The sequence below is a fragment of the Vibrio sp. YT-17 genome (genome assembly GCF_033337375.1).
GTDB classification, from domain to species: domain Bacteria; phylum Pseudomonadota; class Gammaproteobacteria; order Enterobacterales; family Vibrionaceae; genus Vibrio; species Vibrio alginolyticus.
The window spans coordinates 1-21,773 of the sequence record NZ_JAWOQP010000023.1 but is presented as its reverse complement, the minus strand read 5'-3'; the positions used below and the strand labels follow the sequence as shown (position 1 = coordinate 21,773).

General features: G+C 44.0%; 18 protein-coding genes and 2 pseudogenes. 8 read left to right on the top strand and 12 right to left on the bottom strand.

The window, feature by feature from the left end; genetic code table 11:
- Positions 1-464: 464 nt before the first annotated feature.
- Positions 465-1,370, bottom strand: coding sequence for a hydrogen peroxide-inducible genes activator (locus R7F67_RS19220; protein ID WP_005383681.1), 906 nt, complete (start codon positions 1,368-1,370; stop codon positions 465-467).
- A gap of 198 nt (positions 1,371-1,568) precedes the next feature.
- Here R7F67_RS19220 and R7F67_RS19215 point away from each other — a divergent pair, with 198 nt between their 5' ends.
- The 3 genes from R7F67_RS19215 to ppk2 all read left to right on the top strand — a co-directional run bounded on the left by R7F67_RS19215 (position 1,569) and on the right by ppk2 (position 4,054).
- On the top strand, positions 1,569-2,180 hold the full coding sequence (locus tag R7F67_RS19215; RefSeq protein WP_005381738.1) for a peroxiredoxin C: 612 nt from the start codon (positions 1,569-1,571) through the stop codon (positions 2,178-2,180).
- Between the two features lie 283 nt (positions 2,181-2,463).
- Positions 2,464-3,207: a copper homeostasis protein CutC gene (locus R7F67_RS19210; protein WP_086026665.1), complete on the top strand. Its 744-nt coding sequence runs from the start codon at positions 2,464-2,466 to the stop codon at positions 3,205-3,207.
- A gap of 70 nt (positions 3,208-3,277) precedes the next feature.
- Positions 3,278-4,054 (top strand): polyphosphate kinase 2, encoded by a 777-nt coding sequence (ppk2, locus tag R7F67_RS19205; protein WP_005381743.1) that lies wholly within the window; start codon positions 3,278-3,280, stop codon positions 4,052-4,054.
- Between the two features lie 62 nt (positions 4,055-4,116).
- Here ppk2 and phoU read toward each other — a convergent pair whose 3' ends face one another.
- The 5 genes and pseudogenes from phoU to R7F67_RS19185 all read right to left on the bottom strand — a co-directional run bounded on the left by phoU (position 4,117) and on the right by R7F67_RS19185 (position 9,575).
- Positions 4,117-4,815, bottom strand: a complete 699-nt coding sequence (gene phoU, locus R7F67_RS19200; RefSeq protein WP_005381744.1) for a phosphate signaling complex protein PhoU — start codon at positions 4,813-4,815, stop codon at positions 4,117-4,119.
- A 30-nt stretch (positions 4,816-4,845) separates the two neighbouring features.
- Positions 4,846-5,664, bottom strand: a complete 819-nt coding sequence (gene pstB, locus R7F67_RS19195; protein WP_005381745.1) for a phosphate ABC transporter ATP-binding protein PstB — start codon at positions 5,662-5,664, stop codon at positions 4,846-4,848.
- 2 nt (positions 5,665-5,666) lie between these two features.
- Positions 5,667-7,043, bottom strand: a pseudogene (gene pstA / locus R7F67_RS19190) (phosphate ABC transporter permease PstA); the annotation flags it as partial.
- Between the two features lie 65 nt (positions 7,044-7,108).
- A pseudogene (locus tag R7F67_RS25175) lies at positions 7,109-7,340 on the bottom strand (phosphate ABC transporter, permease protein PstA); the annotation flags it as partial.
- 30 nt (positions 7,341-7,370) lie between these two features.
- Positions 7,371-9,575, bottom strand: a complete 2,205-nt coding sequence (locus R7F67_RS19185; protein ID WP_258476060.1) for an ABC transporter permease subunit — start codon at positions 9,573-9,575, stop codon at positions 7,371-7,373.
- A 207-nt stretch (positions 9,576-9,782) separates the two neighbouring features.
- Between R7F67_RS19185 and ppk1 the strand changes: the two genes are divergently transcribed.
- Positions 9,783-11,873, top strand: coding sequence for a polyphosphate kinase 1 (ppk1, locus tag R7F67_RS19180; protein ID WP_005381748.1), 2,091 nt, complete (start codon positions 9,783-9,785; stop codon positions 11,871-11,873).
- Positions 11,857-13,362: an exopolyphosphatase gene (gene ppx, locus R7F67_RS19175; RefSeq protein WP_033905789.1), complete on the top strand. Its 1,506-nt coding sequence runs from the start codon at positions 11,857-11,859 to the stop codon at positions 13,360-13,362. Before ppk1 ends, ppx begins: the two co-directional genes overlap by 17 nt.
- 34 nt (positions 13,363-13,396) lie before the next feature.
- Here the strand turns inward: ppx and R7F67_RS19170 are convergent, their stop codons facing one another.
- From R7F67_RS19170 to phoB, 3 genes are read right to left on the bottom strand one after another with little or no spacing between them, the layout of a single operon-like run.
- Positions 13,397-14,356 (bottom strand): PstS family phosphate ABC transporter substrate-binding protein, encoded by a 960-nt coding sequence (locus R7F67_RS19170; RefSeq protein ID WP_017821959.1) that lies wholly within the window; start codon positions 14,354-14,356, stop codon positions 13,397-13,399.
- Positions 14,356-15,654: a phosphate regulon sensor histidine kinase PhoR gene (gene phoR, locus R7F67_RS19165; protein WP_005383667.1), complete on the bottom strand. Its 1,299-nt coding sequence runs from the start codon at positions 15,652-15,654 to the stop codon at positions 14,356-14,358. Before phoR ends, R7F67_RS19170 begins: the two co-directional genes overlap by 1 nt.
- Before the next feature lie 40 nt (positions 15,655-15,694).
- Positions 15,695-16,384 carry a phosphate regulon transcriptional regulator PhoB gene (gene phoB / locus R7F67_RS19160; RefSeq protein ID WP_005381752.1) on the bottom strand — a complete coding sequence of 230 codons (690 nt, stop codon included), beginning with the start codon at positions 16,382-16,384 and terminating at the stop codon, positions 15,695-15,697.
- Between the two features lie 224 nt (positions 16,385-16,608).
- Between phoB and rdgC the strand changes: the two genes are divergently transcribed.
- The 3 genes from rdgC to R7F67_RS19145 all read left to right on the top strand — a co-directional run bounded on the left by rdgC (position 16,609) and on the right by R7F67_RS19145 (position 19,346).
- Entirely contained in the window at positions 16,609-17,523 is a 915-nt protein-coding gene (rdgC, locus tag R7F67_RS19155; protein ID WP_005381753.1) for a recombination-associated protein RdgC, read from the top strand.
- A 165-nt stretch (positions 17,524-17,688) separates the two neighbouring features.
- On the top strand, positions 17,689-19,089 hold the full coding sequence (gene yegQ / locus R7F67_RS19150; RefSeq protein WP_005381754.1) for a tRNA 5-hydroxyuridine modification protein YegQ: 1,401 nt from the start codon (positions 17,689-17,691) through the stop codon (positions 19,087-19,089).
- Between the two features lie 2 nt (positions 19,090-19,091).
- Entirely contained in the window at positions 19,092-19,346 is a 255-nt protein-coding gene (locus R7F67_RS19145) for a YfhL family 4Fe-4S dicluster ferredoxin (protein WP_005381763.1), read from the top strand.
- A 42-nt stretch (positions 19,347-19,388) separates the two neighbouring features.
- Here R7F67_RS19145 and R7F67_RS19140 read toward each other — a convergent pair whose 3' ends face one another.
- From R7F67_RS19140 to R7F67_RS19130, 3 genes are all read right to left on the bottom strand, one after another.
- Positions 19,389-19,697, bottom strand: coding sequence for a hypothetical protein (locus R7F67_RS19140; RefSeq protein ID WP_005381765.1), 309 nt, complete (start codon positions 19,695-19,697; stop codon positions 19,389-19,391).
- Positions 19,698-20,020: 323 nt separating this feature from the next.
- Positions 20,021-20,857, bottom strand: a complete 837-nt coding sequence (mepA, locus tag R7F67_RS19135; RefSeq protein WP_017633932.1) for a penicillin-insensitive murein endopeptidase — start codon at positions 20,855-20,857, stop codon at positions 20,021-20,023.
- 12 nt (positions 20,858-20,869) lie between these two features.
- A complete protein-coding gene (locus tag R7F67_RS19130; RefSeq protein ID WP_005381768.1) occupies positions 20,870-21,202 on the bottom strand; it encodes a DUF1904 domain-containing protein in 333 nt (110 codons plus the stop codon).
- Between the last annotated feature and the right edge of the window lie 571 nt (positions 21,203-21,773).

Genomic DNA, 21,773 nt, shown 5'->3' with positions numbered 1-21,773 from the left:
ATTTTCAATCTAGACATAAGTCGTATCGGCCTTTAAATAAGCTATATCAACAAGGGGTTTAGTGAAACCCCCAATATAAACAAAACAGAAAATTCAAAGTTTTATTCCGCAAGGTAAAAACCATCTATCAAGCGCCTTATTTTGTAAGTTATTACGTAATAAAATTACATTAAATTTAAAGTCGTTTTATCATTTCAAACAAGCGTATGAATATAGACTGGTAAACAAACACCTTGTATTCACAAGGGCTGAAGAGATGTATTTAAACAGGGGTCAAACAAGGTATGCAGGGCTTTGTGTAAAATTAACATTGTGAAATTTCACTATTTTATGAAAGCTTCATCAAAGAAGAGCTGTAAAATTTTACAAGTCAAAATTTACCAACAGAATAAAATACTAGAAAGCGCACTGTTTCCAGTGCGCTTTTAGATAAATAATGGAGAAGTAAGGGCTAATACTAATAGCTAAAGCAGCTCTGAAACGACTTCTGCAAGTTGATTAAATGTTTTCGTTCTTGACGAGCTCGGACGCCAAACTAAGCCGATTTCGCGATAAGCTTGTTTACCAGGAGGATCGATCACGACTAAATTCTGGTTATGCAGCAAGCCATGGTCGATAGCCATTTGAGGAATGAACGTTGTTCCCAAACCATTCGCAACCATTTGCACCAGTGTATGGAGGCTGGTTGCCGTAAACGGATTGATTTTTTCTTTGTCTGTTAATTTACACGCTGATACCGCATGTTCCGTTAAGCAATGTTCTTTCTCTAGTAGAAAGACGGATTCGTCAGGTAAATCCGCGTAACGAATCGGCACAGGGACCGATTGGGCTTGATTAGCGCTTATAACCATTCGAAACGGATCCTTACCCACTACTCGGCTTTCCATCCCATCAATTTCGACTGGTAACGCTAAAATAAGCACATCCAGCTCACCATGTCTGAGCGCTTGAAGTAAGTTTGTCGTCGTGTCTTCTCTTAATAAAAGATTCAGTTGTGGAAAACGGTAGTTCACCTCTTGTACCAAATCACACAGTAAAAACGGAGCAATTGTTGGTATACATCCTACTTTTAGCTGGCCTTGCATATCGTCGCCTTGGCACATACGTCCAAGCTCGACCAAATCTTGCCCTTTTGCTAACAGCTCTCGCCCCTGCTTTACTACCATTTCTCCTGTTTGGGTAAAAACCAGTGGACTTTTCTTATCTTTCTTTTCATATAAGGGACAACCTATCAATTCCTCTAAGTTTTGAATACCCTTACTTAAAGTCGACTGACTGACAAAACAACGCTCTGCAGCGTCACTAAAATGTCTTGTTTCATGCAGTGTGACTAAATAGTGTAACTGCTTCAAACTGGGCCATTTATTCATAATTGTATTTGTATCTACCGCCGTTCCAGTGATCGAGTTAAGAGTTTTGTTATTATCGTTTTTTTCGATTAACTCAATCTATTTATTTCGCTTTTTTCAATACTACAATCTGTACTATAGTTTGTCTCGTACAAACACGAACCAAACCGACACAACTGAATCGGTTTGGAGCTAACCATACTTTTTAGGAGCAAAAAAATGGTACTAGTAGGTCGTCAAGCCCCTGATTTTACTGCAGCAGCTGTTCTAGGTAACGGTGAAATCGTTGAAAACTTCAACTTTGCAGAGTTCACTAAAGGTAAGAAAGCAGTAGTATTCTTCTACCCACTAGATTTCACTTTCGTTTGCCCATCTGAGCTAATCGCATTCGACAACCGTCTAGCTGACTTCCAAGCTAAAGGTGTTGAAGTAATCGGTGTTTCTATCGATTCTCAGTTCTCTCACAACGCATGGCGTAACACTGCTATCGAAGATGGCGGTATCGGTCAAGTTAAGTACCCACTAGTTGCTGACGTTAAGCACGAAATCTGTAAAGCTTACGACGTTGAGCACCCAGAAGCAGGCGTTGCTTTCCGTGGTTCTTTCCTAATCGACGAAGAAGGCGTTGTACGTCACCAAGTAGTTAACGACCTACCACTAGGCCGTAACATCGACGAAATGCTACGCATGGTTGACGCTCTTAACTTCCACCAGAAGCACGGCGAAGTATGTCCTGCACAATGGGAAGAAGGTAAAGCAGGTATGGACGCATCTCCAAAAGGTGTTGCAGCGTTCCTATCTGAGCACGCAGCTGACCTAGGCAAAAAATAATAGACCTTCACCCTAGCTCAACGGGTGTGATGGTTGGATGTATATAAAGCAATAAGCTAATGCGGAAAACCGCAAACGCCAATCAGTCTAAGTAAAGTCCTATCAAAGCCCAGAGCCTCTGCTCTGGGCTTTCTTTTTCCTTCAGATAAACCGCCAAAATGAGGTAACGCTTTAGCGTAAACTTTACCTCTATTTATCATCTCCTCCATACAGATTCTGCTTACTGGCCCTGTTAATATCTTAGCCACAACACTTATTTGTAACGTTAGCAGGATGAATGAACGTGGTTACTCACCTAGAAGTCTGTATTGATAATATTGAATCTCTGCACTACGCCATTGCTGGCGGCGCCACTCGGATTGAACTTTGCTCCTCTTTGGCTTTAGGCGGACTAACACCCAGTTATGGTTTTATGCAGCAAGCGGCTAAGCTTTCGAGTGTTCCAGTTTATGCCATGATCCGCCCACGCCAAGGTGACTTCTTCTACAATGAAGAAGAGATCGAAATGATGCGTTGGGATATTGAAGCGGCTCACCAATCAGGCTTGAGCGGTGTCGTGTTCGGCGTGCTCACTCAAGACGGTGATATTCATATGCCTTACGCGGCTGCGCTGTGTGAATTTGCTCAAGCGCTTGGCTTAGGCGTGACCTTCCATCGTGCCTTTGACCAGTGTCGTGACGCTGAAAAAACTTTGGAAGAAGTGATCAGCTTAGGTTGTGAACGTATTTTAACCTCCGGTCTTGCGCCTTCAGCACCACAAGGGATCGATGTGCTTAGAGCTTTGGTTAAGCAAGCCCAAGGACGCATAGCAATCATGGCGGGGGCTGGCGTTAATGCGAGTAACGTACGTGCGTTAGTAGAAGACACTCAAGTTCCTGAAATCCATCTGTCAGGCAAAACCACACGCCCTAGCCAAATGACCTTTGTTGCTGAACAAAGCAAAATGGGCGCATCCGATGTCGATGATTTTTTAATCCCCATCACAAGTACACAAGCCATAACCGATGTCGTAGCAACTCTCAAATAGACCACCGTAACCTCACGCGCATAGCTTTTGAGTGCTAACATATTGTTTATCAAGGAGTGAGGAAAGGTGTATGTCTAAATTGAAGAAAAAGGAATACGAAAAGGAGCTCAAAAACCTTCAAGTTGAGCTCGTAAAACTTCAAGAGTGGGTCAAACACAAAGGGTTAAAAGTGGTTGTTCTGTTTGAAGGCCGTGATGCTGCGGGCAAAGGCGGAGTGATAAAGCGAATTACAGAAAAGCTAAACCCGCGTGTTTGTCGCGTAGTGGCTCTGCCTGCACCGACCGAAAAAGAAAAAACGCAATGGTACTTCCAACGTTACGTCGCTCATTTACCATCTGCTGGTGAAATCGTTTTATTTGACCGAAGTTGGTATAACCGAGCAGGTGTCGAAAAAGTCATGGGGTTCTGTACTCCAGACGAATACGAGGAGTTTTTACGCTCTTGCCCTGAATTCGAGAGAATGTTGCAACGCTCTGGGATTATTCTGATTAAGTATTGGTTTTCGGTTTCAGACGAAGAGCAGGAAAAACGTTTTCTAGGTCGAATTAATACGCCGATCAAACGTTGGAAATTCAGCCCAATGGATTTAGAGTCACGTCATCGCTGGGCGGAGTATTCGGAAGCAAAAGATAAGATGTTTGCCTATACAGACACGAAAAACTGCCCTTGGTGGGTCGTCCCTTCAGATGACAAAAAGAAAGCGCGCTTGAACTGTATCAGTCATTTACTAAGCCAGATTGATTACAAAGCACTTGAGTACTCACCCATCGAATTACCTGAACTCAATAAAGAAGGTTACGTAAGAGCGCCCATTGATGATCAGACCTTCGTTCCTGATAAATATTAACGTGCTTTCCTTCTCTCTAATAAATAGGCCAGCCTAAAAGCTGGTCTATTTGTTGAAGTCAGTTACTTCAGTACGTCATCAATACTTTGATCACCTAGGTGGCGTACATCTTTCCCTTTCACAAAGTAAATAATGTATTCACAGATGTTCTGGCAGCGGTCCCCCACGCGTTCAATCGCGCGTGCAGACCACATCACTTGCAGAATATTAGGGATATTTTTTGGATCTTCCATCATGTAAGTCATCAACTGACGAATCACCGCTTCATACTCGGCGTCTAGTTTGTCATCTTGTTTGTGCACCTCTGCTGCCGCTTCTACATCCATACGGGCAAACGCGTCTAAAACCTGATGCAGCATATTAATTGCCTGACGGCAGAGAGGCTCTAACGACACTTGGAATTGTCGTTCTTTTGATGATGGGCTTTCAATGGCAACGTAAGCAATACGTGTCGCCACGTCACCGATACGTTCTAAATCAGTGATCGTTTTGATGATAGCCATAATTAAGCGCAAGTCTTTTGCCGTTGGCTGACGCTTAGCAATAATGCGTGTACAGGCGTCATCGATCGAGACTTCCATCGCATTCACTTTATGATCGTCACGCACAACCTTACGCGCCAGTTCGATGTCTTCTTTATGCAAGGCTTGAATAGCATACGAAAGCTGCTGTTCTACCAAGCCCCCCATGGTTAATACATGAGTACGAATCGATTCTAGCTCTACGTTAAATTGTCCTGAAATATGACGTCCAAAGTGCATGATGTTCCTTATTCCGTATAGAGTCGCGACTTAACCGTAGCGACCCGTAATGTAATCTTCGGTCTGTTTCTTCATTGGCGAAGTGAAGATCGAATCCGCGTCAGAGTATTCAATTAACTTACCCATATGAATGAATGCAGTATGATCACTCACTCGCGCCGCTTGTTGCATATTATGGGTAACGATAACGACAGTATATTGAGTCTTCAGCTCATTGATAAGCTCTTCAATAGTTAAAGTTGAGATTGGATCCAACGCTGATGTTGGCTCGTCCAATAACAGGACTTCCGGCTCAATCGCCACCGCACGTGCAATGACCAAGCGCTGTTGCTGACCACCAGATAAGCCAAATGCGTTCTCATGCAAGCGGTCTTTTACCTCATCCCACAACGCCGCCGAGCGCAAGGATCGCTCCACTGCGTCATCTAAACTGCGGCTGTTTTTTACACCTTGTAAGCGTAAGCCATAAACTACGTTTTCATAAATAGACTTAGGAAATGGATTGGGTCTTTGAAACACCATCCCCACTCGGCGTCGAAGTGTCGCAACATCGACATTAGGATGATAAACATTCTTGCCGTGGAGACGCACTTTACCTGTGACTCGACACCCTTCCACTAAGTCGTTCATGCGATTGATGCAACGTAATAACGTCGACTTTCCACACCCTGAAGGACCGATAAAAGCGGTGACTCGCCCTTTGGGAATTCGCATCGAAATATCATGCAGCGCCTGAGTTTGACCATAGAACAGATTAAGGTTCTCGATTGAGATGGCTGTTTGTTCATCCGTTAAATTATGAACATCCAATGGTGGCTCATAACCTAATGTACTATCAAAATTAAACATACTTAATCTTGTCCTAACGTTCTGTATTTTTCTCGTAAATTATTGCGAATACTGATTGCTGTTAAGTTTAGCCCGACAATCACTGTCACGAGTAAGAAAGAGGTAGCATAAACTAATGGTCGCGCCGCTTCGATGTTGGAGGTTTGAAAGCCAACATCGTAAATGTGAAAACCTAAATGCATGAACTTTCTATCCAAATGCACATAAGGGAATTGTCCGTCAACCGGTAAACTGGATGCCAATTTCACGACCCCCACCAGCATCAGTGGCGCTACTTCGCCAGCTGCACGTGCAATCGCAAGGATCAAACCTGTGATAATAGCTGGCGTCGCCATAGGTAAAACCACACGCCATAGTGTTTCGAACTGAGTTGCACCAAGCGCCAGAGAACCATGTCGTACTGAGCTCGGAATACGAGTTAAACCTTCTTCAGTAGTCACAATCACAACTGGAAGCGTCAGCACGGCAAGAGTTAGTGCAGACCATAACAAACCCGGCGTACCAAAGGTTGGTGCCGGTAGCTTCTCCGCATAGAATACGTTGTCGATAGAGGCACCTATCGTATAAACGAAGAAGCCTAAACCAAACACGCCATAAACAATCGATGGAACACCCGCTAGGTTTATAACTGCAATACGAATCACTCTGGTTAGAGCGTTATTCTTAGCGTATTCATGTAGATAGATAGCGGCGATCACCCCAAGTGGCATCACAATGATCGACATAATGAGTACTAAGAAAACCGTACCAAATATCGCAGGGAACACGCCTCCTTCGGAGTTAGACTCTCTTGGATCTTCAGATAAAAACTTCCAAACCTGTTTTCCCCAATGCATGACTTTATCAGGCAGTGACATTTGGTTTGGATACCAGTAGTCCAAAATATCTTCGAGCGGAATCGATACTTGTGACCCCGTCATATCCTCGACAATCAAGGCATAGTCAGAGAGCTGAAGTCGTAAACCATCAAGTTGCAAATCTAACGTCGCAAGCGCTTTTTCTATCTGCTCTTTTTTCGTCTGATTTTCCTTTAAGAAGCTTTCTGTCAGCGTGTCATTCAATTCATGCTTGCGCTTTTCTAATCGCAACTGCTCTAGCTTCCAACCAAGCTCTTTAAGCTGATCGACCACCAAAGAATCAATCTCATGGCGCAGAGTTTCTGCATCATCAAGCTTTTTATTTAGTATCGATTGAATATCACTGGTGTATATATTATCGCCATCTTGAAACGCCACCAGCTTACCAAAGAAATAACCACCGCTACTGCGCTCTATCACCGCCCACTCTTTTGGCGTCGTGGGCTCATCCAACTGCATTTGCAATACGGAGATAAAATCGGCGGGATACAACTCTCGGTTAGCGATTTTGATGTTGAGTCGCGTGGCAAAATCTTCATCGTCTTCTAACTGTTGTGCTGCGCTTTCAGGCAAATAACTCTTCGGTACAAAGCTGCGCTCATACACTTGACCAATCAGAATAGTATTTTCATGTAGCACTTCACCTTGTACAGGAGTCAGCGCTGCAACATTCCACTGATACAAGGGCGCTGGCCAAAAGTAAGTCAGGCCTTTCCAGCCGATAAGGAGTAACAACCCTAATACCGACAACAAACTGATGCTGACTGCACCGCCTGTTAGCCATATCCACGGTGCGCCAGAACGAATCCAATTTAACACGTTATTACTCGCTCTTTATTCAAACCATTATTACAACGCACGGTACTTATCTCTCAGTCTCTGACGAACCCACTCCGCAAGCGCGTTTACTGCAAACGTAAACACAAATAAAATCAATGCAGCTAGGAACAGCAGGCGATAATGCGAACTTCCAACTTCCGACTCTGGCAACTCAACGGCGATGGTCGCCGACAGGCTGCGCAATCCTTCCAAAATATTCCAATCCATTAATGGCGTATTGCCCGTTGCCATTAATACAATCATGGTTTCGCCAACAGCGCGTCCCAGGCCCATCATAATGGCAGAAAAAATACCTGGGCTTGCAGTAAGCAAGACAACATAGATTAAAGTTTGCCAAGGCGTGGCCCCTAATGCCAAAGAGCCATCCGATAAATGCTTCGGTACAGAGAAAATGGCATCTTCGGCAATGGTAAAAATCGTCGGGATAACAGCAAACCCCATCGCTAACCCCACCACCAATGCATTGCGTTGATCGTAACCAATACCATGCTCGGTTAAGAATAAGCGCATATCGCCACCAAAGAACGTCTGCTCAATCGTAGGCGAAATCCACACTCCAAGCCCAATCAGTACCAATATGACAGGCATGAGCACTAAAGCATGCCAACCATTAGGCAGACGATTCCGCAAAGGTTGCGGTATTAATGCCCATAGCCCGCCCATAATCATGGTGCTCAAGGGCAAAACAAACAGCATAACGACGATCGTAATCAAATGATCTTCGACAATAGGCGCGAACCACAATCCCGCGAGGAAACCTATGATCACCGTCGGCAGTGCTTCCATTAGCTCAATCGACGGTTTTACTACACGACGCATGCGTGGCGACATAAAGTAAGCCGTATAAATAGCACCTAGCACTGCGAGCGGTACTGAAAACAGCATCGCAAACATCGCCGCTTTTATCGTTCCAAACGCAATAGGTACTAGGCTGAACTTAGCCTCAAAGTTATCGCTCGCCGAAGTCGATTGCCACACAAATTCAGGCTCAGGATACCCTTCGTACCACACTTCTTGCCATAATGAAGACAATGAAATTTCCGGATAGGCATTGTCCACTTCCGCAACATTTAACGCATTATTTTGCCAAGTGATTAAGTAGCGTTCATTGTTAGACATTGCTGCGATTGCGGGCGCTTGATTGTACGCACGCTTAAACAACACCAGTTTTTCACTGGTTGTATAATGGCTTTGCAACGTGCCGTTGGTGTAAAAGCTATAAAATCCTTTTCGATGAGAATCCGGCAACAAATACTTAAGCTCTGATGCCAATTTAAAATCACGAATATGCGTTAACGTGCGTTTTTCTTCTTGCAGCGTATCAAACCATTGCGACACCCGACCATCGTTGTGCGTCACCAAAAGCGAGTAAGCACCAGCCAATAAGTCTATCGTACGAACGGAATGCTTCTTATCACCTTGAGTGAGATCGACCACCTCTCGCACAGCAAATTTACGTGCGGTTTTCTTTAACACGATCAACTCAGAGCCATCGCGCAAATAAAGCGTTTCACCGTCAGGTGTCAACAACATTTGCTGAGGCGTATTAAAGCCTGAAGAGAACGTAAAATCGATCGTTGTAGGAGGCGTACCCAAAGACGAAGCCACTTGCCAGCGAGCTTTCACTTCACCGCTTTGCTTCTGCCAAACAATCGTTGGTAAGGGCGTCGAAGCTGCAAATACAAACTGAGTCACAGGATCTTGAGGCGTACTTAGTGTCAGATCCATGCTGGTGTCTAGCTCAATCACTTCCGGAGAACGTGTATTTTCTCTCAATGTGGCATTAAATTCTGGCTTGAAAAGGTTCGCTTTACCCTGCCCATCAACAAATCCATACCAACCTAGCCCAGGAGCAGATTGAGAGAAAGCGACGGGTTTCTGGACGATTTGCTGTGTATACACCGCAGGTTTCGTAGGATCGTCCATCGACAAATATTGAATCTCACCACTTTGGGTTAGAACGAACGCGAGCTGAGCGTAATCATCCACTGAAATCGCAAGTGGTGTTTCAATATGAGTGGCTCGAATGGCTTGGTTGGTTTTGATCTCCGCATCAGAAAAAAGCGGAATGATCACCATGGCGAGGTAGACAAAGATCAAAATAAGCGCCGCGAGTACGCCGACACCACCGGATGTCACTGCAAGTCGAACTAAACGATCTTTTATCAGTCGTTTCTTATCTTTTTCCTGCAATGAAAACTCGGCTTGTGCCATTTATATCTCTACCTTTTTTGACTTAGTACTAGAATATGTCGTTAAGATGACAATTATATTACAGATCACATTAAACACCTGAAAAGAATACAACTCTTATGCAATGCGTGGTATGAAATAAATCTGTAATGAAAATCTCATAATGTTCTCACTCATCCATTTTTCCAAGATGAGTACGTAATACTTCACTTTTGGCTAGGTAAGGTTATGAGCGCAGAAAAACTATATATAGAAAAAGAGCTGAGTTGGTTGTCTTTCAACGAACGAGTATTACAAGAAGCTGCCGATAAAACCGTCCCTTTGATCGAACGTATTCGCTTTCTTGGGATCTTTTCCAACAATTTAGATGAATTTTACAAAGTACGCTTTGCGGACGTGAAGCGCAGAATCCTAATCAGCCAAGAGCGCGGTGGCAGTGATAGCCCTAAACGACTGTTAACCAAAATGCAGTCGAAAGCACTAAAGCTTAACGAACAATTTGATGAGCTTTACAGCGAGTTGATTCGAGAAATGGCGCGACGTCGCATTTTCTTGGTCAACGAGCAACAACTGGATGAATCGCAACAAAAGTGGATCGCGAAATACTTCCGTAGAGAGGTAATGCCGCATATCACTCCCCTCCTAATGAAAGACGAGATCGATGTTCTGCAATTTCTCAAAGACGAGTACGCTTACATCGCCGTGGAACTGCGTAAAGAAGAACATTACCAGTATGCTCTGATCGAAATTCCGACCGATCACCTTCCCCGCTTTGTGATGGTACCAGAACAGAAAGGAAAGCGTCGAAAAACCATCATCTTACTTGATAATATTATCCGCCACTGTTTGGACGAGCTGTTCAAAGGCTTTTTTGATTATGATGAGCTTAGCGGCTATGCGATGAAAATGACGCGTGACGCTGAATACGATTTACGCAATGAAATCGAGTACAGCTTGCTTGAACAAATGTCAGAGGGTGTCAATCAGCGACTGACAGCAAAGCCCGTTCGCTTCGTCTACGAACGCGATATGCCGCCTCAAATGTTAGAGTTTCTGTGTAACAAACTTAATATCTCTAACTACGATAACCTTATCCCCGGCGGACGCTATCACAACTTTAAAGACTTCATCGGCTTTCCAAATGTTGGACGAGAGTATCTTGAAAATAAACCTCTCCCGCCAATGAAATGTGCCGATTTCGAAGGTTATGCCAACAGCTTTGACGCGATTAAAGCGAAAGATATTCTGCTCTATTATCCCTACCACACTTTTGACCACATTAGTGAGTTAGTGCGCCAAGCCTCCTTCGATCCCAAAGTACTTAGTATCAAGATTAACATTTATCGCGTCGCGAAAGATTCTCGCTTGATGAATTCTTTAATTGATGCGGTGCACAACGGCAAAAATGTCACTGTGGTCGTCGAACTGCAAGCTCGCTTTGATGAAGAAGCCAATATCGAATGGTCAAAAGTATTAACCGAAGCGGGTGTGCACGTCATCTTTGGTGCGCCTGGTCTTAAGATTCACTCAAAGCTACTGATGATTAGCCGCCGCGAAGGTGAAGAAATTATTCGCTACGCACACATCGGCACAGGCAACTTCCATGAGAAGACGGCACGAATTTATACCGACTTCTCCCTGCTTACGGCAGATCAAGAAATCACTAATGAAGTCCGTAATGTCTTCGGTTACATTGAGAATCCATACCGACCAGTGAAGTTCAATCACCTTATGGTATCTCCTCGTAATTCTCGAACCCAAATCTACCGCTTAATCGATAATGAAATTGCGAATGCCAAGCTAGGGAAAAAAGCCGCTCTTACGATCAAGGTCAATAACCTAGTCGATAAAGGCATCGTCAATAAGCTTTATGGAGCAAGTACTTCCGGTGTAAAAATAAACATGATAATTCGAGGCATGTGCTCATTAGTACCGGGCATTGAGGGGATCAGCGACAATATTCGCATCATAAGTATTGTTGACCGCTTTCTTGAGCACCCTCGCGTGGTGATCACCCACAATGATGGCGATCCGCAAGTTTATATCTCCTCCGCAGACTGGATGACAAGAAATATTGATCACCGTATCGAGGTAGCAGTACCAGTCCGTGATCCACGTTTGAAACAGAGAATTATTGATATAACGAATATCCATTTTACCGATACAGTAAAGGCTCGTTTAATAGATAAAGAAATGAGTAACGCTTACGTACCACGAGGTAATCGCAAAAAAGTTCGCTCTCAAATCGCTATCTATGACTATCTTAAAAATATAGAAAAGCAAACTAGAAAACAAAATTCAGATGCCTCAAATACTTGAACAAGATACTCGCTACATTGCCGCGATAGACCTCGGCTCAAACAGTTTCCATATGGTGGTGGCCAAAGTTGTCGGCAGTGACCTACAACTGGTTAGTCGTCATAAACAACGTGTTCGCTTAGCATCAGGACTCGACAGTGAATTGAACTTAAGTCACGCCGCAATGGAGCGTGCGCTAGAATGCTTAGCCATGTTCGCTGAAAGGTTGCAAGGGCTTGATGAGTCAAATGTACGTATCGCCGCCACACACACACTAAGACGCGCTAAAAATGCCCACCTTTTCATCGAGCGTGCGAAAGAAGTGATGCCTTTCCCAATAGAAATTATCCCCGGAGAAGAAGAAGCCCGCCTGATTTACTTAGGCGTCGCGCACACTCAAGTAGAATCCAACTCCAAACTAGTCATCGATATCGGAGGCGGCAGTACCGAGATGATTATTGGACAAGAATTTGAGCCTGAGCTTCTCAACAGTAAACAGATGGGATGCGTCAGTTTTACAGAGCAATACTTTAAAAACGGCAAACTGTCAGGAAAAAACTTCAGCAAGGCGATGTTAGCGGCCGAACAAAAACTCGAGTCCATCGCTTCAACATATCGTAAAAAGGGCTGGGATATTGCTCTCGGCTCATCAGGAACCATCAAAGCGATTCAAGAAGTGCTAGTAGGATTAGGTTTTGAAGATGGCCTGATCACAGCGAGTCGACTGGATACACTTATCGAAACTCTGTGTAAATTTGATTCCATTGAAGATATTGAGCTGGCGGGTCTAACAGAAGAACGTAAACCCGTATTCGCAGCAGGCGTAGCGATTTTGTCCGCGATTTTCAAAGCGCTTCGCATTGAGCAAATGTTTTTCTCCGATGGTGCTCTACGCGAAGGCCTGTTGTACGAAATGGAAGAGCGTTTTGCACGCTCCGATATTCGCATGCGCACCACAGAAAATTTAGCCAACAAGCACCGAGTCGACTTAGAGCATGCCGCTCGTGTTAAGGGGCATGCACGTGAGATGTTATGTCAGGTACGCTCTGAACTAGGCATTAAGAAAAAGAGTGAATTATTTGACTTACTAGAGTGGGCAGCGTTGCTTCATGAAGTCGGATTAAGTATCAACTTGCGTAGTTTCCATCGCCACTCTTTTTATATTCTGTTGCACTCCACCCTACAAGGCTTCAACCGTGAGCAGCAATTAGTGCTTGCAACATTGGCTCGCTTCCAGCGTAAAGCGCTCAAATTGCAAGAACTACCAGATTTCAACCTCTATAAACAGAGTGACGTTATAAGCCTCATCAAAATATTACGACTTTCTATCGTATTAAATGGGCAGCGTAATGAAGATCCATTGCCTGATATCACCTTATCTATCAAAAATGACGAATGGATTCTCACATGCACAGATGAAGCATGGCTAGAAAACAATAAATTACTTCACGCGGATTTACAGGAAGAACAAGAACGTTGGGACAGCGCGAAGTGGACACTCACTTTCTGATCTCGTACTGCCCATACCTAAATAAAAAGTCGGCTTACAGGCCGACTTTTTTTAACTCTTCTTCTGCAAAGTCTGCCGTAATGGGCACATAACCATCTTTCTCAACCAACGCTTGTCCCTGAGCAGAAAAGATAAAGCGAATAAATTCAGCTTCAATTGGTGTTAATGGGTAATCAGGGTGCTTATTCACGTAAACATATAAGTAACGTGATAGTGGGTACTTACCACTAACAATATGTTCTCGCGTTGGAGTCACGTAGTCATTTCCCATTTTAGCCACAGGGACTAAGCGCACACCTGCCACTCGATAACCGACACCGGAATAACCAATTCCACTGATGGTTGACGCTACAGCTTGCACAACTGACGCGGAGCCTGGCTGCTCGTTAACTCGGGTCTTGAAATCGCCGCCACACAAGGCATTACTTTTGAAGTAACCATAAGTTCCAGAAACGGAGTTACGACCAAACAACTGTACGTTTCGCTTTGCCCACTGTGATTCAAGACCGAGTTGCTGCCAGTTTGTGACAAATTGACTTTCACCACAGCGTAGCGTGGCAGAAAACAAAGCATCTAATTGACTAAAGTTAAGACCTTGAATTGGATTATCTTGATGAACAAAAATACCGATTGCATCGATGGCTACCCTAAGCGCCGTTGGCTTGTAGCCATGTTCACGTTCAAACGCTTCAACCTCTCTTAAACGCATAGGGCGGCTCATGGGACCAAACTGAGCTGTTTGTTCGGTCAATGCTGGAGGGGCAGTAGAAGAGCCAGATGCTTGGACTTGCGCATTAATATTCGGGTAAATGGATTTAAACTCTTCAACCCAAAGCGTTGTCATACCCGCAAGTGTATCGGAGCCAACAGAGAGCAAGTTCCCGACAATCCCCGTCGTTTTATGATAACTCGGCAATGGTTTATCTTGAGCGCCAGCCATACAGGAACAAACAAGCGCGAATAAACTGAATGTTTTTGCCAATCGTAACGCCATTATTTCACCACCAAACGCTCAGGCAATACGAAAGAAAACTTACTGCCCACGCCTACTTCACTGTGAATTTCTAAATGAGAGTCATGGTGACTCAGCGCGTGTTTTACAATGGCTAGCCCTAAACCACTTCCTCCAGTATCACGTGATCTTGCTTTATCTACTCGATAAAAACGCTCGGTAAGTCGGTGTAGGTGCTGAGGTTCAATACCATCACCGCTATCTTCCACCTCTAAGCATGCGCCTTGAGAGGTCTGGAACCAACGAACATTAATGTTCGCACCAGGTGGTGTGTATTTGACGGCGTTATAAACGAGGTTAGAGATAGCACTACGTAACTGGTCATCATCGCCCAACACGCGTAGGCTTGCATCAACATCAAATTTCAATTTATGTTGGTTGTCCCCACTAAGGCTAACCGCCTCTTTTTCTAACACTTCAAGCATCGCGGGCACATTCACGACTTCCTCAAGCTCATGCATAGGTGCCGCTTCAATTTTAGATAGTGTCAGTAGTTGGTTCACCAAACTGTTCATGCGGTTAAGCTGCTCCGTCATGACACCATGAGCTTTGCTCCACATTGGACCCACGACCATATCAGGGTCTTCTGTCATCTCAAGATAACCTTGTAGCACCGTCATTGGTGTACGCAGTTCATGAGATACGTTGGCAAAGAAGTTGCGACGCATTCCCTCAAGTTGTTTTAACTGGCTAACATCACGCACCACCATCAAATGTTCACCTTCGGTATACGGTACGATACGTAGTTCTAGCATGCGTTCGACATTGAGTGGTGAACGCATTTCTAATGGCTCTGAAAAGTCTTTCTTGTTGAGGTACTTGATAAAATCAGGTGTACGAATGAGATTGGAGATAGGTTGACCTGAATCTTCTGGCCAATGAAAGCCCAGTAAGTGCTGAGCCAGCTTGTTGCACCAAACAATATTACCTTCAGCACGGAATACCACTACCGCATCGGGTAGCGATTCTGCACCATTTCGGAATCGACGAATAAGATTAGTAAGCTCTTTTCGTTTGCGGCGTTGGCGCTGTTGTAAGCGATACAACCCATTGAACAAAGATTCCCAGTTACCGCTACCAGATGGTGGCGTGAGGCGTTTTTCATCCCATAACCAAGAAGATAAACGTACTTGGTTATGCAAATGCCACACAAGCTGCAATGCCGTAGCAGCCAAAAGCAACCACGGCATATAACCGAATATCCAACCTACTATCACCCATGGGGTGTAAAAAAAAGCCAGCTCCCAGGCCAGCTTTTTCCACGTTAATCTTTCAACCACTCATAACTCCAGAAATGGTACCGATAAGCTGCGTGTTAATTTATGCCTTCGTCGAGAAGCGGTATCCAGCACCACGAACAGTTTGGATCAGCTTATCATGCCCTGCAGCTTCCAATGCTTTACGCAGGCGGCGAATGTGAACATCGACCGTACGGTCTTCGACATACACGTTAGTGCCCCAAACATTGTTTAATAGCTGCTCACGGCTGTATACGCGTTCTTGATGCGTCATGAAAAAATGAAGCATCTTAAATTCTGTTGGACCCATGTCTAATGGCGCATCATTAGCCGTAACACGGTGCGATACAGGGTCAAGCTTTAATCCCTGTACATCAATTACATCTTCTAGTGCAGTCGGAGTAACGCGACGAATCACCGCTTTTAAGCGTGCAACCAACTCTTTAGGAGAGAATGGCTTAGTAATGTAGTCATCCGCACCGACTTCTAAACCGCGCACTTTATCTTCTTCTTCACCACGAGCGGTAAGCATCACAACTGGAATGTTGCGCGTTAATTCCTCTCGCTTCATATGTTTGATGAAGTTAATGCCACTACCGCCTGGTAACATCCAATCCAGTAAAACTAAATCAGGGAAGGGTTCAGCCAGTTTGGTTACTGCAGTATCATAATCTTCCGCTTCTACCGCTTGGTAACCTTTCTGCTCAAGTACGAAGCACAGCATTTCGCGAATAGGAGCTTCGTCTTCAACAACCAGAATCCTTCTAGACATAATTGAGTAACCTTATGTTCGTTGAGCTAATGAATTTAAGAGACAAAGCGCCTCTCTATGCATAAGCATTATCACTACCAATTATGACACTTTTGTGACCTTTGAAAACAAATTTTCATATAACTTTCTTTTGAGGTTCATTCGGATATTTTTCATTTCTATTAAGACATCAGCACAAAAATTCCCTATGATTAGTCCCTTGTCATCAAGCCTAGAGAAGATTTATGTGGTTTAAAAACTGTCTGGTATACCGCGTTAACCGCGAGGTTACTTTTAACGCCGAACAACTAGAAACTCAGCTGTCTGAATTCCGATTCACCCCGTGTGGCAGTCAAGACAAACAGAAATTTGGCTGGGTCAGTGCAATGGGTAGACATGGCGATATGATGACTCACGTGTCAGAAAACCGCATTCTGATTTGCGCCAAGAAAGAAGAGAAAATGCTACCTGCCTCTGTGATCAAAGAATCATTGAATGCAAAAGTAGAAGCAATGGAAGCGCAAGAAGGTCGTCCTCTGAAGAAGAAAGAGAAAGACAATCTGAAAGATGACATCGTAATGGATTTACTGCCGCGCGCATTCAGCCGCAGCAGCCACACTCACGTGCTCATCATGCCAAAAGAAGGTTTTATCCTTGTTGATGCAAGCAGCTATAAAAAAGCAGAAGATGTATTAGCATTGCTTCGTAAAACCATGGGTAGTTTACCTGTTGTTCCTGCTATTCCAGAAGTGGCGATTGAAACTACGCTAACCGAGTGGGTGAAAAGCGGTGACACACCTCAAGGTATCAGCATGATGGACGAAGCTGAGCTAAAATCCGTACTTGAAGAAGGTGGTGTGATTCGCTGTAAGAAGCAAGAGCTAACCACTGATGAAATCCGCAACCACATCGCTGCGGATAAAGTCGTGACGAAACTTGCGCTTAATTGGCAAGATCGTATTGAGTTCATTATGACGGAAGATGCAGGCATCAAACGTCTAAAATTCTCTGATGAATTGAAAGATCAAAACGATGATATTCCACGTGAAGATCAAGCAGCTCGATTTGATGCAGACTTCTCTCTAATGTGTGGAGAGTTCAGTGCTTTCCTTCCCAACCTATACGATGCGCTAGGCGGCTTACCGAATCCTAACGCTTAATTTTGTATAAAGGTTAACCATAACGCCCTCACTTTTTTTGAGGGCGTTTTTCTATCTGAAGCACAATTACCCTAGTCACAGTTCACATTTTGACGTAAAATTTGCGCCCCATTTCCATTAGGTGGAATTGGCCTGACTTGTGATCAGATAAAAGAGAATTGAGCAATGACAACTGAGAAAGCATTCGTGCCTGAGCTACTATCTCCAGCGGGCAGCCTGAAAAACATGCGTTACGCATTCGCCTACGGGGCAGATGCAGTTTACGCTGGCCAACCTCGCTACAGCCTTCGCGTACGTAACAACGAGTTTAACCACGAGAACCTAAAAATCGGTATCGATGAAGCCCACGCCCTAGGCAAAAAGCTTTATGTGGTATGTAACATTCAACCACACAACTCGAAGCTAAAAACGTTCATCCGTGATCTTAAGCCAATCGTAGAGATGGGTCCTGACGCATTGATCATGTCAGATCCAGGCCTAATTATGATGGTTCGTGAAGCTTTCCCAGAAATGCCAATTCACCTTTCTGTACAAGCGAACGCTGTAAACTGGGCGACCGTTAAGTTCTGGGCAGCGAATGGCGTGGAGCGTGTGATCGTTTCTCGCGAGCTATCTCTAGAAGAAATCGAAGAAATTCGTGAGCATTGCCCTGAAACTGAGCTTGAAGTATTCGTTCACGGTGCATTATGCATGGCTTACTCTGGTCGTTGCCTACTTTCTGGCTATATCAACAAACGTGACCCTAACCAAGGCACTTGCACTAACGCATGCCGCTGGGAATACAAAGTTGAAGAGGGTAAAGAAAACGACGCTGGTGATATCGTAGAGAAATTCGACCCGACTGAAGCACAGCCTGTCGAAGTACAAGACGAGCGCCCTGAAACCACAATTGGTCGCGGCAAACCAACAGATGAAGTCGTTCTGCTTTCTGAAGCGCACCGTCCAGAAGAAAAAATGGCGGCTTACGAAGATGAGCATGGTACTTACATCATGAACTCTAAAGACCTACGAGCGGTTCAGCACGTTGAACGCTTAACTAAGATGGGTGTTCACTCATTGAAAATTGAAGGTCGTACTAAATCGTTCTACTACTGCGCACGTACCGCTCAAGTTTATCGTAAAGCAATTGATGATGCTGTAGCAGGTCGACCATTCGATGAAAGCCTAATGGGTACACTAGAAAGCCTAGCTCACCGTGGCTACACTGAAGGCTTCCTACGCCGTCATACACACGATACTTACCAAAACTACGATTATGGTTACTCAGTCTCTGATGCTCAACAGTTTGTTGGTGAATTCACTGGCAAACGTCGTGGTGACATGGCTGAAGTAGAAGTAAAAAATAAGTTTCTTGTCGGTGATAGCCTTGAACTAATGACGCCAAAAGGCAATATTGTTTTCACGCTAGAGGCAATGGAAAACCGCAAATCAGAGTCTATTGAAGACGCGAAAGGAAACGGTCACTTTGTATTCATTCCAGTACCAGCAGAGCTAGATTTAGAATATGGCCTATTAATGCGTAATCTAAACTCAGGGCAGGACACCCGTAACCCGACTGGTAAGTAACCATGGCCTTGCTCATTACTGATAAATGCATTAACTGCGACATGTGTGATCCCGAATGCCCCAATGGGGCAATCAGTATGGGAGAGAGCATTTTCGAAATTGATCCAGCGCTATGTACAGAGTGTAAGGGGCATTACGAAAAGCCGACCTGTCAGTCAGTGTGTCCAATTACAAAATGCATAATCACTGATCCGAACCATGTCGAAACTGAAGAGCAGTTGCTTGAAAAATTCGTGATTATTCAAGGGTTAGCATAAGAGCAATTAGGTTCAACTTTGACATCAAAGTTGAACCTTTTCTCAACCTGATTTTTCAATAGGGATAATATTGCAGAATAGCTCTTTTTCAAAATGATACTCTAGTCTCTCACGCCAATTCTCCGCTTGAGAAACAGGTATTAAATAAAAGTTTTCTCGGCTCGTATCAGTAACGAAAGCCATCCCATATTGCATCAGCTCATAATGCACATCATTAACAAAACCCGGATCAAGGCGTTGACGCCCAGTCAGGTGATTCACATCCTCTCGAGTCAAAGAGACTCCTTTAGTATCACTGCTAAATCTGTGTCTTAACCACTCTGCAAATTCTTTTGCACAAATCATAGTCATGGTTTTGTCCTTGATTTACTCTTCTAACAGGAAAAGGGCATATCCCTGTCTTACACACTTGTCTGCGTTGTTATCGCTTTTTAGCCAACTGACAGACATATTGCTAAGAAACCAGAGTATCGTGACGAAAGATCTTTTTCTAAACAAAGAAGTTACAACTTACCCATACTACAACTCTTTGTTTAATTTAGATTTCTATAATATGTCCCCAAAACTAATTGGGTTAGTTTTTGTATTGGTATTATTCAATGTAGACAAAAGTATGATGTTTCTCCAGTTTCATAAAAGAGATCACCAAGTACAGATAAACCTGGAGAGTAACACTAATTAGGATTGATAAGCGGCAAGCATTGAGGTGGAACGACTTTTTTTCGTTTGGGCTTAGAGGTTGTTTTTACTCGTGGAGGGGTATCAATAGGTTTCGCTTTCGGGGCCCAACTTGCGAGCTCAACACCGCAGCCATCGCCTACTGGAGGTGGTGCTTGATCAACACAATAGTCGCTCGAATCAGGACAAGACAACCTGACGTGAAAGTGGTAATGATGCCCCCACCATGGACGTACTTTACGTAACCAAGAACGATCTTTGCCGTTTTCTTGCAAGCAAAGTTGCTCCTTAATAACAGGATGTACAAAAATTCGTGCAACATCCTTACTTTTTGAAGCGTACCGAATTAGCTTAAAGTGCCGTTCTTCCCAGCGATGATTAAGTATGGAATAACCTTTTAAATCCACCACACTCATGGGCTTAGGAAGTTGTAATTCGTTATAAGAAAGCGGTTGGTCAGCAAGTCTTAACCAGATATCGATATCTAACCCGGTTTGATGACTAGAATGACCAGAGGAGAACCTTCCACCTCTAGGTAAAGATAAATCACCAATTAGCAGAGTGGTGTTGAGATTTTGATGAGCTTTAAGCGCCAGATTTTCAATAAACTCTATCGTTTTAGGGTGCCCATAGTAGCGCTTCGTTTTACTACGTAAGACTTGATAACCAACGCCATCGAGAGGCAAGGGTAATGCACCATCTAAACAACCGTTAGCATAACTACCAATAGAGGAGGAAGAGTTTCGGGTAGGATTAACCGCAGACTCCCAAGGAGTAGAACATACTGAAGCTGAGAAACATAAACCCAAAGTTACAATGAAACTCAGCCTCATAGCCTTTAACCTTTAGTAGTGTTCGCCATTATCGTAATAAGCTTTAGGAGATAAGGCGGAAAAGATAACTGCAACATCAATATCGGCACCAGCGATACCGCGCACTTGTTGCGTAATAAGCTTGGCAACTTCATCTTGCACTTCCTGGCCACGGTCGAACCAAAGCACTTCGACAAAAGGATATGCAGCACTCACCTCACCCTCATTGAAAAACGTAGTGTAGATATACTCAAAAGTAAAATCCTCACGCGGACAGTCCATTAGAGGCTGAAGTTCATCCGTAAGGGGTTTTGATAATGCCTGAACAGCTTGTGGCTCTACAGCACGGAATCGAAAATGTGGCATAAACTTACTTCCTAATTATTAGCATTAATGCATGATGATAACAGGAACCAAGTCAGTAATCATCCAAGTCAATGTAACCACTAACCTTTCAATAAATTGTGAATCAGATGTGCTCGATAACGAAGAAAAAGTGTTATGAAATTCGAAGGTAAACCAGAAAGAACAAAGCGATACATCAACATTTAGTAATTACATTACTAGAAAATAAATCTACCTGAAGCAAAGGTATGCCATATTCGTTGGATAAACATACACCTGACATCGGAACTATACGTTAGGAATAAAAGACATATTCGTTAGAAATAAAAGAGCCCCTGACCTAAGCCAGAGCTTATGAACATGGGGGATAGGTGAAGTGGACCAATATCCCGGAGATATGAGCTTTCAATCCCCCGATACTTTGGTATCAGAGGAGTCGACAACTCTTCCAACTAGTCAGCTTCTCTTTTCTTCAGATGCAAAAAAGCCCCAGCATTACTGCTGAGGCTTCAGAGTATGGCAGGGGTGGAGAGATTCGAACTCCCAACACGCGGATTTGGAATCCGCTGCTCTGCCAATTGGAGCTACACCC